This is a genomic window from Nonomuraea roseoviolacea subsp. carminata, from assembly GCF_024172185.1.
GTDB classification, from domain to species: domain Bacteria; phylum Actinomycetota; class Actinomycetes; order Streptosporangiales; family Streptosporangiaceae; genus Nonomuraea; species Nonomuraea roseoviolacea.
The window spans coordinates 6,116,550-6,132,761 of record NZ_JAMZEC010000001.1 but is presented as its reverse complement, the minus strand read 5'-3'; the positions used below and the strand labels follow the sequence as shown (position 1 = coordinate 6,132,761).

At 72.5% G+C, this 16,212-nt stretch carries 13 protein-coding genes; 2 read left to right on the top strand and 11 right to left on the bottom strand.

Annotation, left to right across the window (positions count from 1 at the left end; translation table 11 throughout):
• On the bottom strand, positions 1–1,314 hold the full coding sequence (locus HD595_RS28430; RefSeq protein WP_253774229.1) for a serine hydrolase domain-containing protein: 1,314 nt from the start codon (positions 1,312–1,314) through the stop codon (positions 1–3).
• Entirely contained in the window at positions 1,278–3,125 is a 1,848-nt protein-coding gene (locus HD595_RS28425; protein ID WP_253774228.1) for a S9 family peptidase, read from the bottom strand. The genes HD595_RS28430 and HD595_RS28425 overlap by 37 nt, the downstream gene beginning before the upstream one ends.
• 281 nt (positions 3,126–3,406) lie before the next feature.
• Here HD595_RS28425 and HD595_RS28420 point away from each other — a divergent pair, with 281 nt between their 5' ends.
• Positions 3,407–5,029, top strand: coding sequence for a PHP domain-containing protein (locus HD595_RS28420; protein ID WP_253774226.1), 1,623 nt, complete (start codon positions 3,407–3,409; stop codon positions 5,027–5,029).
• Positions 5,030–5,069: 40 nt separating this feature from the next.
• On the opposite strand, the gene HD595_RS28415 is transcribed toward HD595_RS28420, so the two are convergent.
• On the bottom strand, positions 5,070–6,125 hold the full coding sequence (locus HD595_RS28415) for a type III polyketide synthase (RefSeq protein ID WP_301309621.1): 1,056 nt from the start codon (positions 6,123–6,125) through the stop codon (positions 5,070–5,072).
• Positions 6,126–6,161: 36 nt separating this feature from the next.
• Between HD595_RS28415 and HD595_RS28410 the strand changes: the two genes are divergently transcribed.
• Positions 6,162–7,163, top strand: a complete 1,002-nt coding sequence (locus HD595_RS28410; protein WP_420540762.1) for a helix-turn-helix domain-containing protein — start codon at positions 6,162–6,164, stop codon at positions 7,161–7,163.
• Here the strand turns inward: HD595_RS28410 and HD595_RS28405 are convergent.
• The 8 genes from HD595_RS28405 to HD595_RS28370 all read right to left on the bottom strand — a co-directional run bounded on the left by HD595_RS28405 (position 7,151) and on the right by HD595_RS28370 (position 16,167).
• On the bottom strand, positions 7,151–7,543 hold the full coding sequence (locus tag HD595_RS28405; protein ID WP_253774219.1) for a DUF3224 domain-containing protein: 393 nt from the start codon (positions 7,541–7,543) through the stop codon (positions 7,151–7,153). The genes HD595_RS28410 and HD595_RS28405 overlap by 13 nt on opposite strands.
• A 58-nt stretch (positions 7,544–7,601) precedes the next feature.
• Positions 7,602–8,852 (bottom strand): FAD-binding protein, encoded by a 1,251-nt coding sequence (locus tag HD595_RS28400; protein WP_253774217.1) that lies wholly within the window; start codon positions 8,850–8,852, stop codon positions 7,602–7,604.
• The gene (gene araA / locus HD595_RS28395) at positions 8,852–10,309 is read right to left on the bottom strand and encodes an L-arabinose isomerase (RefSeq protein WP_253774215.1); all 1,458 of its coding nucleotides are present in this window, start codon (positions 10,307–10,309) and stop codon (positions 8,852–8,854) included. The genes HD595_RS28400 and araA overlap by 1 nt, the downstream gene beginning before the upstream one ends.
• Positions 10,306–10,965 carry an L-ribulose-5-phosphate 4-epimerase gene (locus HD595_RS28390; protein ID WP_253774213.1) on the bottom strand — a complete coding sequence of 220 codons (660 nt, stop codon included), beginning with the start codon at positions 10,963–10,965 and terminating at the stop codon, positions 10,306–10,308. The genes araA and HD595_RS28390 overlap by 4 nt, the downstream gene beginning before the upstream one ends.
• Entirely contained in the window at positions 10,962–12,587 is a 1,626-nt protein-coding gene (gene araB, locus HD595_RS28385; protein ID WP_420540761.1) for a ribulokinase, read from the bottom strand. Before araB ends, HD595_RS28390 begins: the two co-directional genes overlap by 4 nt.
• Positions 12,588–12,653: 66 nt before the next feature.
• Complete coding sequence (gene yjfF, locus HD595_RS28380) at positions 12,654–13,652, bottom strand: galactofuranose ABC transporter, permease protein YjfF (protein WP_253774209.1); 999 nt, start codon at positions 13,650–13,652, stop codon at positions 12,654–12,656.
• Entirely contained in the window at positions 13,649–14,662 is a 1,014-nt protein-coding gene (locus HD595_RS28375) for an ABC transporter permease (RefSeq protein WP_253774207.1), read from the bottom strand. Before HD595_RS28375 ends, yjfF begins: the two co-directional genes overlap by 4 nt.
• Positions 14,659–16,167, bottom strand: a complete 1,509-nt coding sequence (locus HD595_RS28370; RefSeq protein ID WP_308211252.1) for a sugar ABC transporter ATP-binding protein — start codon at positions 16,165–16,167, stop codon at positions 14,659–14,661. The genes HD595_RS28375 and HD595_RS28370 overlap by 4 nt, the downstream gene beginning before the upstream one ends.
• Positions 16,168–16,212 lie beyond the last annotated feature (45 nt).

Sequence of the window (16,212 nt, the reverse complement as noted above, 5' to 3'; positions counted from 1 at the left end):
TCAGGCGATCTTGGGGGTGGCGCGGACACCGAGGTGGAGGTAGGGCGAGCCGTCGTCGAGCTGGTAGAACACGCCCGACACCCAGTCGGGGTCGCCCTCGCGGCGGCCGACGAAGGTGACCTCGTCGACCGCGACGAGGTCGAGGTCGAACGGCTCCTCCAGGGCGGCGAGCGGGCCCGTCGCCTCGATGCGCAGTCTGAGCGTGCCGTCGTGGACGCCGGCGGTCATGCGGGAGCCGACCCGCTCGTAGACGCCGGCGTAGCGCTCGACGTCCACGTGCACGGGGGTCTCGGGCGGACCGAGCACCGGCGGCACGGTCAGGCCGTCGAGCTCGGCGAACAGCTCGGTGGCCAGGGCGTGGGTGAAGGCACCGCTGTGGCCGCCGTTGGTGGTCACGCACGCGACGGTGCCGGTGTCGGGGACGGCCCAGAGCATGGCGTGCTGGCCGATGGTGTTGCCGCCGTGCGAGAGGACGCGGCGGCCCGACCACTCGTCGATGATCCAGCCGATGCCCCAGTGCCTGCCCAGGGTGTGCGGGTTGGGGATGTCGACCTGCGGCTCCCACATCGCCCGCGGGTCGTCGAGCAGGCCGCCCTCGAAGTGGGCGCGTCCGAAGGCGACCACGTCGCGCGGACGGGCGCAGATGAGGCCGGCCGGACCGCACGAGCGCATGAGACCCCACACCGGAGCCGCCCTGCCGTCCTCGACGTGGCCGTGCGCGGCGCGGAAGCGCAGCACGTCCTCCGGCAGCGTCCAGGTATGGGTCAGGCCGAGCGGCCCGCAGATGTTCTCGCGCAGCACCGCGTCCCAGGTCCTGCCCTCCAGCACCTCCAGGATGCGACCGGCGATGACGAAGCCGGAGTTGCAGTAGGACTGGGTGGCGCCGAGCGGGTGGTTCTGCGCCAGGCCGGCGCAGGCCTCGACGTACTTCTTGATGCAGTCGTCGCCGCGGCCGGTGTCGAGGAAAAGGTCGCCGTCGATGCCGCTGGTGTGCGACAGCAGGTGCCTGACCGTGACGGTCCTGGACACCTCGGCGTCGGCGACCCGGAAGCCGGGCAGCAGCTCGGCGACGGGGGTGTCCAGGGTCAGCCGGCCGCGCTCCACCTGCTGCATGAGCAGGGTGGCCGTCCACACCTTGGTGATCGAGCCGATCTGGAACAGGGAGTCCGGCGTCGCCTCGACGCCGGTGTCGGCGTTGAGCACGCCCGCGGCGAACTCGTGCAGCTCCCCCTTGTGCAGGTAGGCGAGCGCCGCGCCCGGGACCTCGTACGTGTCGATCAGTTCGGCGAGCCGCTGACCCAGTGCATCAGCCACGCGAGGATCCTTTCGTTGTAGTCGAAGCGGTGTGAGGGGCGCCCGTCGAGGACGAACAGGTGTGAGCCACCGGGATACCGGACCAGGCGGACCGGCACCCGGCGCTCGCGCAGTGCCTGGAACCACTGCTCCGCCTGGCCGATGGGGCAGCGGTCGTCCGCGTCGCCGTGCAGGATCAGGGTCGGGGTGACGACCCCGCCGACGTGGGTGATCGGCGACTGCTCTTCGAACTCCCCGCGGACCTCGTGCTTGGAGAGGAAGTGGCCGAGGTCGGCGGTCCCGGCCATGCTGCGCAGGTCGACGACGACCCCGCCCGGGACGGCCGCGGCGAAGCGGGCGGTCCTGCCGGTGAGCCAGCAGGTCATGTACCCGCCGTAGCTGTAGCCGGTGACCGCCAGCCTGGCGGGGTCGGCGACGCCCTCCTCGATCAGGGCGTCGAGCGGGGCGAGGAAGTCGCCCTCGTCCGAGAGGCCCCAGGCGCCGGCCGTGGCGGTGTAGAACGCCTCGCCGTACCCGTCGCTGGCCCGCGGGTTCACCGTCAGCACGGTCCAGCCCCGGGCGGCGAGGACCTGGTGGTAGAGGTGGACGCCGTCGAAGACGGGCGCCCAGGCGTTGTGCGGGCCGCCGTGGATGTCCAGCAGCAGCGGGCCGGGCTCGGTGAGCGTCTCGTCGCGCAGCACGAACGCCTCGACCGGCGTGCCGTCGGGGGCGGTGAAGGTACGGCTGCGCGCCCGGAACAGCTCGACGCCCTCGGGGGCGTGGTCGGTGAGCGCGTCGCCGTCGAGGTAGACGTCGCCCGCGCTGCGCGCGGTGGAGGCGACGTGGGCGACGTGGCCGCGGGCCACGCTGACGCCGGACACGTTCTGGTCGCCGGGGAGGACCCGCACGGCGACGCCACCGGGCGGCAGCCGGTACAGGTGGGTGAATCCACGGTCGCGGACGCAGAACAGCAGGTCGTCGCCGTTCAGCGTGGGCGCCGCCCCTGGGTAGCCGGGCCCGCCGATCATCACGTTGCGGTCGAGGCCGGTCTCGATCTCGGCGAAGTCATCCCCTTCCAGGGCGAACAGGCGGGTGTGGCCCTCGGGCACCTCGCGGTGACCGGCCACGACCCAGCGGCCGCCCAGCCACCAGACGCCCGAGCAGATCACGCCGGTGCCGCCCGCGCGTTCGAGTGCGCCGTCCTGTTCGGCCTTGACCAGGTAGAGGCCGCCGCAGATGTCCAGGTCGCGGTCGGCGTCCATGCCGGCGGTGAACGCCAGCAGGTCACCGTCCGGGGCCCAGGCCGGCGCGCCGGCGTGGAAGTCGCCCGAGGTCACCTGCACCGCGACGCCGTCCTCGACGCCGACGACGAACAGGTGCGTGGTCAGGCCGCGCAGCAGCCCGGCGCCGTCGGCCTTGTACTCCAGGGTGTCGATGACGATCGGCGCGTTCTCGTCCACCTCACCGGACGGCCCGGCATAGGCGATGCGGGTGCCGTCGGGCGACCAGACGGGCGGGCCGGCGCCGAGCGGCGCCGAGGTGAGGACGCGCGGCTCGCCGCCGTCCATGGGCAGCAGGTGGATCTGCGGCGGCCCCCCGGCCGGGCGCAGGTAGGCGAGGGTGCGGCCGTCGGGTGACCAGCGGGGGGCCGCGCCGACCGCCAGCCTGCGCGGGGCGGCGCCGGGGGCGGCCAGCCAGATCTCTGTCACGTTGGCGTCGGTTTCCCGATCCGCGGTCGTCAGGGTGTAGGCGACCGCGGATCCGTCAGGACGCAGCTGCGGATCACCGGGTACGGCCAGGCCGTACAGGTCGTCGAGGGAGAGGCGGCGCATGACCGAACGCTAGGCGAGGCCGCCGCGGCCCTCTTCGTCGTGGACGACAAAGAGCGGGCGGAATCTTGTGCCGTCGCGACATCACCTGAGCGGATCTCCTCCCGTTCCGAAAGAACTCCCCCAGCGTTCACCGTCTCCCTCTGGAAGCCGTCACACCTCTCTGCGAGCGTGACGCCCGGCCGCGGGATCATCCCGCCCGGCCCCCACACACATGTCGTGCGCAAGCTCATGGGCGACCTCGAGAACGACGCACCAGGTGGTCCAGACGAAAGGTATGACCCATGTGCCGTACCCCTGCACACCCCTCCAGCGCCCCGGAAGGAACGGCCGCGTTCGCCGACCTGTCCGTCCCGGAGAAGGAGCTGTCACCCGCCGACCTCAGCCGGCGCCGCTTCCTGCTGAACAGCGGCCTGCTCGGCATCGGCGCCCTCGGCGTGACCGCCCTGGGCGGGCTGGCCGCGCGTCCCGCCGCCGCCACCGGCGCCGGAGGCTCCCGCGCGCTCCACTGGATGGCCGGCGACCACCATGTCCACACGCAGTACAGCTACGACGGCATGTACACCATCGAGCAGCAGGCCGCGGGCGCTCTGCGGCACGGCCTGGACTGGCTGGTCATCACCGACCACGGGCACGCCGCTCATGAGAAGTTCGCGGTCGAGGCCACCTACGCCGACATCGTCGTCTCCCGGGCCAAGCACCCCGAGCTGCTGCTGTGGCAGGGGCTGGAATGGAACGTTCCCGGGGGCGAGCACGCCACGGTCTTCTTCGACGGCGCTCGCGACGAGATCCAGTTGCTGCGCGCGTTCGAGCGGCTCTTCGACTCGCGGATCAACGGCACCGGCGCGAGCAGCCCGGAGAACGAGGCCAAGGCGCTGGAGGCGCTCGCCTGGCTCGACACCGCGCTGCGCACCGGCGCGGCGAGCTCGGCGCTGTTCCTGATCAACCATGTGATGCGGCGCGGCAGGTACGCCCCGCGCGACCTGCGCGCCTACCGCGACAAGGCGCCGGACATCGCGGTCGGCATGGAGGGCGCGCCCGGCGCCCAGAACGAGCCCAGGGCCCGCGGCGACTTCAACAACACCGCCGACGCGAGCTCCTGGCCCGGCTGGAGGCCGGAGCACTATCCGACCTACGGCGGCTTCGACTCGATGACCGGGATCCTGGGCGGCATGTGGGACTCGCTGCTCGCCGAGGGCAAGGGCTGGTGGATCACCGCCAACTCCGACGGCCACTTCTACAACGGTGACACGACTGTCGAGCCCTCCCGGCCCGCCGACTGGTACGACCAGCACGGCAGATACCCCGACCCCGTCGACGGAGGCGTCCCGCAGCGGCACGCCGACTTCTGGCCCGGCCAGTTCAGCCGCACGGTCGTGGGGGCGACCTCGCGCAGCTACGGCGCGGTCATGGAGGCCATCAAGGCCGGGCGTTCCTGGGTGTCGATGGGCGGCCTCGTCGACGGGCTGCACGTCGACGCGCACGCCCCCGGCAACGCCCCGGCGACGCTCGGCGGGCGGCTGTCGGTGCGGCGCGGCGACACCGTCACCCTCACCGTCTCCGTCGACCTGGCCGGCCGGCCCAACGCCAACGAGGAGATCCCCCGGCTCGCCCGCCTGGACCTGATCCGCGGCGCGATCACCGGGCCGGCCGCCGACCCCGACGTCTTCACCGCCCCGGACGTACAGGTGGTCGAGTCGTTCACGCCGCGGGGCAGGGGCCGGGTCGCCGAGTTCCACTACAGGTTCCGCGACGTGCGCGAACCGTTCTACTTCCGGCTGCGCGGCACCGACGGCAGGCGCAGCGCTCCGGGCGGGATGGAGCCGGCGGCGGACACCGGTCGCAACGAGAGCCCCTGGAGCGACCTCTGGTGCTACACCAACCCCGTCTTCGTGGAACTGACGTGACCCCGGTGGGCCGAGACCTCGGCGGGTTCCCGGGCCGCCCTCACCAGTGCAGCAGGACGAGCTCGGCCGAGAAGCCCGGCCCGAGCGCGAGCAGCAGCCCCGGCTGACCGGGACGGCCGCGCGTGCGCTGGAGCACGTGCAGCACCGACACCGACGACAGGTTGCCGTGCTCCCGCATGGACTCCAGGGTCACCGCGAACACCGACGCGGGCAGTCCCAGCACGCCCGCGATCGTGTCGATGACCTTGGGACCGCCGGGATGGCAGATCCAGGTGCCGACCTGGTCGGGGGTCAGGCCGTAGTCGGCGAGGAACGTCCTGACGTCGCCGCCGACCACCTGCTCGACGAAGCCGATCAGCCCGGGGTCCAGCACGACGCGGAACCCGTGCCGGCCGATCTCCCACCCCATGAGGTGCCCGGTGCCGGGGTACAGCTTGCTGCGCGTGGCCACCACCTCGGGTCCCGGCCCGCGCCCGGTGGCCACGACCGCCGCCGCGCCGTCCCCGAACAGCGTGCCGGCCAGGGCGCCGGCGACGGAGGTGTCGTCGCGCTGGAGGGTGAGCGAGCACAGCTCGGCGCAGACGAGCAGCGCGACGTGGGCGGGCCAGCCGCGCAGGTAGTCGTTGAGCCGGGCCAGGCCCGCCGCGCCGGCCGCGCAGCCGAGCCCGAACACCGGCACGCGTCTGACGTCGTCGCGCAGTCCGGCGCGCTGGGCCAGCCGGGCGTCCAGCGACGGGGTCGCGAGGCCCGTGCTGGAGCAGAACATCAGGTGGTCCACTTTCTCCGGCGGCACGTCCGCCTTGGCGAGGGCGCCGAGGACGGCCCGCTCGGCGAGGTCGAGCGCGATCTCGGCGTACGCCTCGTTGGCGCGGGTGAAGGAGTCGAGCTTCCCGTAGTCCTCCAGCGCCAGCGCGAGGTTGCGGCCCCGGACGCCGGTTGCGGCGCGGAAGTGTTCCAGGAGATCCCGGTCGGCCTCGGTCAACCGGGAGAACGCCTCGATGATCTCCGCCTGCTCGTAGCGGTGATCAGGCAGAACGGTGTGTACCCCCGATATGTGCATGTCCTGTTTCTCCCGCTTTGAGAGGCGGGCTAACATGCGCCCATGGCGATCCCGATCTCGCTGACGCCTCCATTGCCGACGGTCGCGGTGCTCGCGTTCGACGGGATGGGGCCGTTCGAGCTCGGCTGCGTCGTGGAGATCTTCGGGTTGCCGCGGCCGGAGCTCGGAGTTCCCTGGTACGACCTGCGGGTCTGCGCCGAGACGACGCGCCCGCTGCGCGCGGTGGGCGGGTTCACGCTCCAGGCGGAGCACGGGCTCGACGTGCTGGCCGAGGCGGGCACGGTGATCGTGCCCGGCGTGCCCGACGTGCGCGGGCCGGAGTCCGCGGGGCTGCTCGCGGCGCTGCGGCGGGCCCACGAGCGCGGGGCGCGCGTGGTGTCGATCTGCTCGGGCGCGTTCGCTCTGGCGGCGGCCGGCCTGCTCGACGGGCGCGAGGCGACCACCCACTGGAAGTACACCGACCTGCTCCAGCGCCGCTTCCCCCAGGTGCGGGTCAACGCCTCGGTCCTGTACGTGGACGCCGGGGACGTGCTGACCAGCGCCGGCAGCGCGGCCGGGCTCGACCTGCTGCTCCATCTCGTCCGCGCCGACCACGGCCCCGGCATCGCCAACGCGGTGGCGCGCCGTCTCGTCATCGCGCCGCACCGGGAGGGCGGGCAGGCCCAGTTCATCGAGTCGCCCGTGCCGCCGGTCGAGGACGACGACGCGGTGGCCCGGGCGATGGAGTGGGCCCTGGCCGACCTGGCGCGGCCGATCACCGTGGCCGACCTGGCGCGGGTGGCCCACATGTCGGAGCGCTCGTTCCTGCGGCACTTCCGCCGGCGCACCGGCACGACCCCGCTCCGATGGGTGATCTCGCAGCGGGTGGCGGCCAGCCTGCCCATGCTGGAGGGCACGGCCGCGCCCGTGGAGGAGATCGGGGCCGCGGTGGGGTTCGACAGCCCGGTGACGTTCCGTCAGCACTTCGCGCGCACGATGCGGACGTCCCCGTCGGCCTACCGCCGCGCCTTCACCACCCGGGGCGCCTCCGCGGGCACCTCACCGGACTCGGGGAGACCGCGTCAGAGGCTGTAGTCGAAGGTGTAGGAGTGGGAGCCGTCAGGCGCGATGTGGATCTCCAGCTCGCCGCGGATGCCGCGCAGCTCGCCCGTGCCGGAGTCGGGGGCGACGGTGACGCGCAGCGACGTCTCACCCCGGTCGCTGGTCGCGACGTGCTGGACGACGAAACCGCCCTTGCGCCCGTCGAGGACGCCCTCGATTCGCTCGACCGCCACGTACGAGCGGGAGTCCTCGATCGCGGTCGTGGTGGCGAGCATGGTCACCACCGAGGTGGCGTCGAGGTCGCCGTGGAAGGTCTTGGTCAGCGTGATCCGGCCGAGCGAGACGCCGTCGCCCTCGGAGAAGGGCGGCTCGGGGGTCACGCTGTCGATCTCGAAGGTTCCGTGAGCGGTCATGGGTCCAGGATGCCGGTCTTACCTGTCAGCTCCTGTCAGGTACGACCGGCGGGCGGGCTCACTCCCCCGTGACGCGCCGCAGGAAGTCGTTGCCGAACGTGCCCGCCGGGTCGTAGGCGCGCACCAGCGCCGCGAACCGCTCGGACGGCTCCGGCCACCGGGTGAACAGCTTGCCCCAGTGCGGCCGGGGGTCGAAGGGCGCCAGCGTCTCCTCCACCAGCCGCAGGGCAGGGAGCACCGCGGCCGGGTCCTTGACCCAGGTGAAGTGGACGGCGACGCTGTCGCGGCCGTGGAACGGGCTCAGCCACAGGTCGTCGGCCGCGACCGTGCGCACCTCCGAGATCAGCAGCGCGGGCCGGATCGCGTCGCCCACGGCGTACAGCGCGGCCAGCGCCTCGGCCGCCCGCTCCCGCGGCATCGCGAACTCCGACTGCAGCTCGTCGCCCGCCCCGCTCGGCGGCGCGTCGGCGCGGAAGTGCGGCAGCCGCTCGTGCCACGGCCCCGGCACGCCGAGCTGCGCGGTGCAGCTCCCGGCCGGCATGCCCGGCACGGGGTGGCGGGGGCCGCCGGCCGCCCGGGTGCCGAGCCAGTCGCCGTCCGGCAGCTCGGTGAGCCGCTTGAGCCACACCCGGGTGGAGCTCCAGTCGGTGAACTGGCTGACGCTGTAGCCGCCGGCCATGACCTCGTCGAACGGGGCGTCGCGCGGCAGGTCCTCACGGACGTACTGGCGCAGCTCGAAGGCGGGCACCAGGTCGAGCGTGAGCGCCGTGACGACGCCGAGCGCCCCGAGCGCCACGACCGCGCCCGGGAAGTCCTCGTCGCCGCGCTCCAGCGTGACGAGCGAGCCGTCGGCCGTGACCAGCTCCAGCCCGCTGACCGCGGCCGCGAGGCTGCGGTTGCCGTCGCCGGAGCCGTGCGTGCCGGTCGCCACCGACCCCGCCACCGAGATGTGCGGCAGCGAGGCCATGGCGGCCAGGGCTAACCCGCGCGCGTGCAGGTCGGCCGCGAGGCGCGCGTAGGTCACGCCGCCGCCCACCCGCACCCGGGGAGCCCGCCCGTCCCCGCCCCTGCCGATCTCACCACTGTCGATCTCCACCAGGTACGGCATGCGATCGAGCGCGACCAGCTCGCCCGGCGAGTCGGCGACGTCGTTGAACGAGTGTCCGGTGCCGAGCGCCCGCACCCGGGCGCCGGAGGCGACCAGCCGCCGCAGCTCCTCCAGCGAGGACGGCCGCCGCACGCCCGACGCGCGGAAGGCCACGTTGCCGGCCCAGTTGGTCGCACCGGCGGCCACGACGCCCTCGGTCATCAGAAGCCCTGCGCCAGGCGGTAGTACGCCTGGTTCCAGCGCAGCTCCTTCGCGAACTGCCGGCTCGTCGTGCCGGCGTCGATGACGAGCAGCTCCACGCCCAGCATGTCGGCCAGGTCGGTCAGCTCCTCGGCGCCGACGGCCGTGGACAGCACGGTGTGGTGCGGGGCGCCCGCGGTCAGCCACGACTCGGTGCTGGTGCGGAAGTCGGGCCGGGGCTTCCAGACCGCGCGGGCCACCGGCAGCGCGGGCAGCGGCTCGGCCGAGGGCACGATGTCGATCTCGTTGGCGACGAGCCGGAACCGGTCGCCCATGTCGGCCAGGCCCACGACCACGCCCGGGCCGGGCGCCGCGTCGAACACCAGCCGGACCGGGTCCTCCCGGCCGCCGATGCCGAGCGGGTGGATCTCGCACGACGGGGTGCCGGCCGCGATCGACGGGCACACCTCCAGCATGTGCGCGCCCAGGATCACCTCCTGGCCGGGCGTCAGGTCGTAGGTGTAGTCCTCCATGAACGAGGTGCCGCCCTCGGGCGCCATGGCCTTGAGCGTGCGCAGCAGCACCGAGGTCTTCCAGTCGCCCTCGCCGCCGAAGCCGTAGCCGTCGGCCATGAGCCGCTGCACGGCCAGGCCGGGAAGCTGGCGCAGGCCGCCCAGGTCCTCGAAGTTCGTGGTGAACGCCTTGAAGCCGCCGCCCTCCAGGAACTGGCGCAGGCCGAGCTCGATGCGGGCCGCGTAGCGCAGCGACTCGCGCCGCTCGCCGAGCAGCGCGGGCGCCACCCGGTACAGCTCCTCGTACTCCTTGACCAGGGCGTTCACGTCGGCGTCGGAGGCGGCGTCCACGGCCTCGACCAGCTCGTTGACGCCGTAGGTGTTGACGGAGACGCCGAAGCGCAGCTGCGCCTCGACCTTGTCGCCCTCGGTGACGGCCACGTCGCGCATGTTGTCGCCGAAGCGGGCCAGTTTGAGGGTGCGCAGCTCGGCCAGGCCGGTCGCGGCCCGCGCCCACGCCGTGACGCGCTCGGCGACGCGCGGGTCGCTGACGTGCCCGGCGACGGTCTTGCGGGGGACGCCGAGACGGGTCTGGATGTGGCCGAACTCGCGGTCGCCGTGCGCGGCCTGGTTGAGGTTCATGAAGTCCATGTCGATGGAGCTCCACGGCAGCTCCACGTTGGCCTGCGTGTGCAGGTGGAGCAGCGGCTTGCGCAGCGCGTCGAGGCCGGCGATCCACATCTTGGCCGGCGAGAACGTGTGCATCCACGCGATCACTCCGGCGCACGTGTCGTCGGCGCTCGCCTCCAGCATCACGCGGCGGATCGAGGCGGCGTCGGTGAGCACGGGCTTCCACTCCACGGGCACCGGCAGGGCCTCGGCGATGCGCCGGGACTGCTCGGCGACCTGGCGCAGCGTGTCCTCGCCGTACAGTCCCTGGCTGCCGGTCAGAAACCAGATGGTCAACGCGGGCTCCTCTGTCCATAGACGTTCTGGTAGCGGTCGTACAGGCGGTCGACGTCGTCCCGCGCGATGGTCAGCGGTTCGCCGAGCTGGCGGGCGACGTGCACCGTGCGGGCGACGTCCTCGCACATGACGGCGGCCTTCACCGCGGCCCTGGGGTCCTTGCCGATGGTGAAGACGCCGTGGTTGCGCATGAGCACGGCGGGCGAGCGGTGGCCCTTGAGGGTCTCGACGATGCCCTGGCCGATGGAGTCGTCGCCGATCAGCGCGAACGGCCCGACCGGGATCTCGCCGCCGAACTCGTCGGCCATGGCGGTCAGCACGCAGGGGATGGCCTCGCCGCGGGCGGCCCACGCGCTGGCGTAGGTGGAGTGGGTGTGGACGACACCGCCCACCTCGGGCAGGTTGCGGTAGACGTAGGCGTGCGCGGCGGTGTCGCTGGACGGGGCGTGGTCGCCCTCCACGAGGTTGCCGTCGAGGTCGCACAGGACCATGTTCTCCGGCCCCAGCTCGTCGTAGCTCACGCCGGACGGCTTGATGACGAACAGGTCCTCGCCGGGGATCCGGCCGGAGACGTTCCCGGCGGTCCACGCGACGAGGTTGTTGCGTACGAGCTCGGCGTGCAGGTCGCTGACCGTTCTGCGCAGGCGCTGGATCATGCGCCGGCCTCGTTCCTGATCTTCCGCAGGGTGTGCAGCATGCGTCCGTCCCCGAAGTAGTCGTGCAGTGTGCGGTATTCGGCGTAGAGCCGGTCGTAGGCGTCGGCCCGGCCCTCGTCGGGCAGGTAGACGTTCTCGCGCCGCGTGCCCATGGCGGCGGCGGCCTGCTCGATGTCGGCGTAGGCGCCGGCGGCGACGGCCGCGTGGATGGCCGAGCCGAGCGCCGGGCCCTGGTCCGAGCCGATCACCGAGATCGGGCGGCGCAGCACGTCGGCGTAGACCTGCATGAGGAAGCGGTTCTTCAGCAGGCCGCCGGCCGCCACGAACTCCTCGACCGGCACGCCGGACGCCTCGAACGTCTCGACGATGACGCGGGCGCCGAACGCGGTGGCCTCGATGAGCGCCCGGTAGACGTCCTCGGGCCGGGTGCTGAGCGTCTGGCCGACGATCACGCCGGACAGGTTGTGGTCCACCAGCACCGAGCGGTTGCCGTTGTGCCAGTCGAGCGCGACCAGGCCGTGCCGGCCGACCTCCTGGGCGGCGGCCAGCTCGGTCAGGTACTCGTGGACGCTCTGGCCGCGCTCCTCGGCGGCGCGCGCGTAGGAGGCGGGCACGGAGGTGTCGATGAACCAGGCGAAGATGTCGCCGACGCCCGACTGGCCGGCCTCATAGCCCCAGAGGCCCGGCACGATGCCGTCCTGGACGACGCCGCACATGCCGGGCACCTCGGCGAGCTGGTCGGAGGGCATGACGTGGCAGGTGGAGGTGCCCATGATGGCGACCATCTGGCCGGGCCGGACGGCGTCGGCCGCGGCGGAGGTGACGTGCGCGTCCACGTTGCCGACGCAGACGGCGATGCCCTCGGGCAGCTTGGTCCAGGCGGCGGCCTCGGCGGTCAGCCGGCCGGCCAGCCCGCCGAGGGGCGAGAGGTCGTGGCCGAGCTTGGCGGTGAAGCCGGCGAAGCCGGGGTTGAGCGCGGCCAGGAACTCCTCGGACGGGTAGGCGCCGTCCTGGTGGATGCCCTTGTACCCGGCGGTGCAGACGTTGCGGGTCTCGACGCCGGTGAGCTGCCAGACGATCCAGTCGGCGGCCTCGATCCAGCGCTCGGCCCGCGCGTACACCTCGGGGTCCTCCTCCAGGACCTGCAGGCCCTTGGCGAACTCCCACTCGGAGGAGATCCTGCCGCCGTAGCGGGGCAGCCAGCTCTCGCCGCGCTCGGCGGCCAGGGCGTTGACGCGGTCGGCGTGGGACTGGGCGGCGTGGTGCTTCCACAGCTTGGGCCAGGCGTGGGGGCGCTCGGGGGTGTCGTGGCAGAGCGGCGTGCCGTCGGCGGTGGTCGGCAGCACGGTGCAGGCCGTGAAGTCGGTGCCGATGCCGATGACCTGGGCGGGGTCCACGCCGGCGGCGGCGACGGCCTCGGGGACCGCGGTCCTCAGCACCTCCAGCCAGTCGTGCGGCGACTGCAGGGCCCAGTCGGGCCCGAGGCGCACGTCGCCGCCCGGCAGGCGGTCCTCGATGACGCGATGGGCGTACTCGTGGACGGCCGTGCCGAGCTCGGCGCCGTCAGCGACGCGCACCACGACGGCGCGTCCCGACAGCGTGCCGAAGTCGACGCCGATCACGCAGCTGTCACTGTTAACGCTCACACACACTCCCCTGGTCGGGTACGGCACACGCCGCACGAACGGTCAGATACGGCGCCGCGCCGAGAATAGACGTTGCAACAGGATGAACACGAACAGCAGCAACCCGATGAAGATCTTCGTCCACCAGGAGCTCAGCGTCCCCTCGAAACTCAGCACGGTCTGGATGAGGCCCAGCACCAGCACCCCGAGCACGGTGCCGAGCAGGAAACCGGAGCCCCCGGTCAGCAGGGTGCCGCCGATGACGACGGCCGCGATGGCGTCCAGCTCCATGCCGACGGCGTGCAGTCCGTATCCCGACAGCATGTAGAACGACAGCAGCACCCCGCCGAGCGCCGAGCAGAAGCCGCTGATCGTGTAGACCGCCACCTTGGTCCGTCCCACCGGCAGGCCCATGAGCAGGGCCGACTGCTCGCTGCCGCCGGTCGCGTAGACGGTGCGGCCGAGGCGGGTGTAGTGCAGCACGTACGCCGCCACCAGCACGACCACGACGGCGATCACCACGCTCGGCGAGATCCACAGGTCGGCGAACAGGTCGATCCTGGTCTGCGCGAACGCGGTGAACGTCGGGTCCTCGATGGGGATCGAGTCGGTGCCGATCGTGTAGCACAGGCCCCGGGCCAGGAACATGCCGGCCAGCGTGACGATGAACGGCTGGATGTCGAAGGCGTGCACGATGTAACCCATCACCAGCCCGAGCGCCGACCCGATGAGCAGCACCAGCGGCACCACCAGGTACGGCGGCCAGCCCGGCCCCGCCATGAGGCTGGCCGAGATCATCGTGGACAGCGCGACGACCGAGCCCACCGACAGGTCGATGCCGCCGGTCAGGATCACGAACGTCATGCCGACCGCGACCACCAGCAGGAAGGCGTTGTCGATGAAGACGTTGAGGACCACCTGCCCGGTGGCGAACCCCTCGTAGCGGATGCCGCCCGCGACGAACATCGCCACGAACAGCCCGGCGGTCACGAGCACCGGCACGTACTTGGCCGGCACGGACCGGCCGCGCGCGCCGAGCCGGTCGAGGATGGCCGTCGTCATGCCGTCACCCGCACCTTCTCCTCGGCCGCCGGCCGGGACGAGGCACGCGGCCCGGCCCGGCGGAACACCTTGTCACGGAACTTCGGCGACTGGACGAGGCAGACCGCCGCCACCACGAGCGCCTTGACCAGCAGCGTGGTCTCCGGCGGCACGCCCACCGAGTAGATCGTCGTCGTCAGCGTCTGGATGATGAGCGCCCCGAGCACGGTGCCGCCGAGCGAGAACCGGCCGCCCGCCAGCGAGGTGCCGCCGATGACGACCGCGAGGATGGCGTCCAGCTCGATCCACAGGCCGGCGTTGTTGCCGTCGGCGCTGGACACGTTCGAGGCGATCATGAGCCCGGCGACGCCCGCGCAGAGCGCGGCGAAGGCGTACACCGTGATGACGATCCCGCGCGAACGGATGCCCGCGAGCCGGCTGGCCTCGGCGTTGCCGCCGACCGACTCGATGAGCACGCCGAGCGCGAGCCGCCGGGTGAGGAACGCGGTGACGCCCAGCACGACGAGCACGAGCAGGATGCCGAACGGCACGGTCAGCAGGTAGCCACCGCCGATGACCTTGAACGACGGGCTGTTGACCGTGATGATCTGCCCGTCGGTGATGAGCTGGGCCAGCCCGCGCCCGGCGACCATGAGGATGAGCGTGGCGATGATCGGCTGGATGCCGACGCCGGCGACGAGGAACCCGTTCCACAGGCCGAGCAGCACGCACAGCCCGAGCGCCAGCACGACGGCGGACAGGACGCCGCCGTCCTCGCTGATCCGCAGGCACGCCAGCGCGCCGGAGATCGCCACCACCGAGCCGACCGACAGGTCGATGCCCCCGGTGGCGATGACCAGGGTCATGCCGAGCGAGACGAGGATGAGCGGGGCGCCGAAGCGCAGGATGTCGATGAGGCTGCCGTACAGGTGCCCCTCCTTCATCTCGACGGAGAAGAAGGACGGGGTGAAGAAGAGGTTGACGGCCAGCAGCGCGGCCAGCACGAGCAATGGCCAGAGGAGTCGCCTCATGCCCGGCCCCCGCTCGCGATGGTCTCCATGAGCGTGTCCGTGGTGAGGGTGTCGTCGTTGGGCAGGTCGGCCACCAGCCGGCGGTCGCGCAGCACGCCGACCCGGTGGCTGAGCCGCAGCACCTCCTCCAGCTCGGCGGAGATGAACAGCACGGCCATCCCGCCGTCGGACAGCTCGGCGACGAGCCGCTGGATCTCGGCCTTGGCCCCGACGTCGATGCCGCGCGTCGGCTCGTCGAGGATGAGCAGCCGCGGCTCCAGGATGAGCCAGCGGGCGAGCAGCACCTTCTGCTGGTTGCCGCCGCTGAGGTCGCGCACGAGGTGGTCGGGGTTGGCCGGGCTGATCTTGAGTGCCTTGACGTACCGGCCGACCAGTTCGTCCTGCTGGTCGCGCGGCACGGGCCGGGTCCAGCCGCGGGTGGCCTGGAGGGCGAGGACGATGTTCTCGCGGACGGTGAGGTCGGGGATCAGCCCGTCGCGCTTGCGGTTCTCGGAGCAGAACGCGATGCGCCGCGCCATCGCCGCCCGCGGGGTGCGCAGCGCCGCGGGCGCGCCGCCGACCGCCACCTCGCCGCTCGTCGCGTGGTCGGCGCCGAACAGCAGCCGGGCGATCTCGGTGCGGCCGGAGCCGAGCAGCCCGGCCAGGCCCACGACCTCGCCCTCGTGGATGGTGAGCGAGAACGGCTCGACGGCCCCGGTCCGGCCCAGCTCGCGGGCCTCGACCAGGGGGCGGTCGAAGGTCCTGGCCTCGCCGTGCAGGCGCTCCAGCTCGGCCAGCTCCTGGCCGATCATCTTGGCGACCAGCGCGACCTGGCTCAGCTCGCGGGTGAGGTACTCGCCGACGAGCCGGCCGTTGCGCAGGATCGTCATCCGGTCGGAGATCTCGTAGATCTGGTCGAGGAAGTGGGAGACGAAGAGGATGGCGATGCCCTCCTCCTTCAGCCGCCGCATCACGCGGAAGAGCTGGCGCACCTCGCCCGCGTCGAGGCTGGAGGTGGGCTCGTCGAGGATGAGCACCCGGGCCTCGACGTCGATGGCGCGCGCGATGGCCACCATCTGCTGCAGGGCCAGGGAGTACGACGACAGCGGCGCGGAGACGTCGACGTCGAGCTCCAGCCGCTCCAGCAGCTCGGCGGCGCGGGCCCGCATCCGCTTCCAGTCGATGCGGCCGCGGCGGCGCGGCTCGCGGCCGATGAAGATGTTCTCCGCCACCGACAGGTTGGCGCAGAGGTTGACCTCCTGGTAGACGGTGCTGATGCCGGCCTGCTGGGCCTCCAGCGGCCCGGCGAAGGACACGGTCCGGCCGGCCAGCTCGATCGTGCCCGAGTCGGCGGGGTGGACCCCGGTCAGCACCTTGATCAGCGTGGACTTGCCCGCGCCGTTCTCGCCCATGAGCGCGTGGACCTCGCCCGGCAGCAGCCGCAGGTCCACGCCGTCCAGTGCCCTGACTCCAGGGAACTGCTTGCCGATCCCGCTCATCCGCAGGACCGGAGCGGGTACGTCCAAGGCGGCGCCCCCTCCTGTTCGCGTGATCTGCGTGATCGGGCCGGC

Excerpts from the sequence above, each read along its gene's own strand:
- HD595_RS28375 (WP_253774207.1), bottom strand. The coding sequence starts at position 14,662 with ATGAGGCGACTCCTCTGGCCATTGCTCGTGCTGGCCGCGCTGCTGGCC.
- yjfF (WP_253774209.1), bottom strand. The coding sequence starts at position 13,652 with ATGACGACGGCCATCCTCGACCGGCTCGGCGCGCGCGGCCGGTCCGTG.
- HD595_RS28405 (WP_253774219.1), bottom strand. The coding sequence starts at position 7,543 with ATGACCGCTCACGGAACCTTCGAGATCGACAGCGTGACCCCCGAGCCG.
- HD595_RS28425 (WP_253774228.1), bottom strand. The coding sequence starts at position 3,125 with ATGCGCCGCCTCTCCCTCGACGACCTGTACGGCCTGGCCGTACCCGGT.
- HD595_RS28415 (WP_301309621.1), bottom strand. The coding sequence starts at position 6,125 with ATGTTAGCCCGCCTCTCAAAGCGGGAGAAACAGGACATGCACATATCG.
- HD595_RS28420 (WP_253774226.1), top strand. The coding sequence starts at position 3,407 with ATGTGCCGTACCCCTGCACACCCCTCCAGCGCCCCGGAAGGAACGGCC.
- HD595_RS28400 (WP_253774217.1), bottom strand. The coding sequence starts at position 8,852 with ATGACCGAGGGCGTCGTGGCCGCCGGTGCGACCAACTGGGCCGGCAAC.
- HD595_RS28390 (WP_253774213.1), bottom strand. The coding sequence starts at position 10,965 with ATGATCCAGCGCCTGCGCAGAACGGTCAGCGACCTGCACGCCGAGCTC.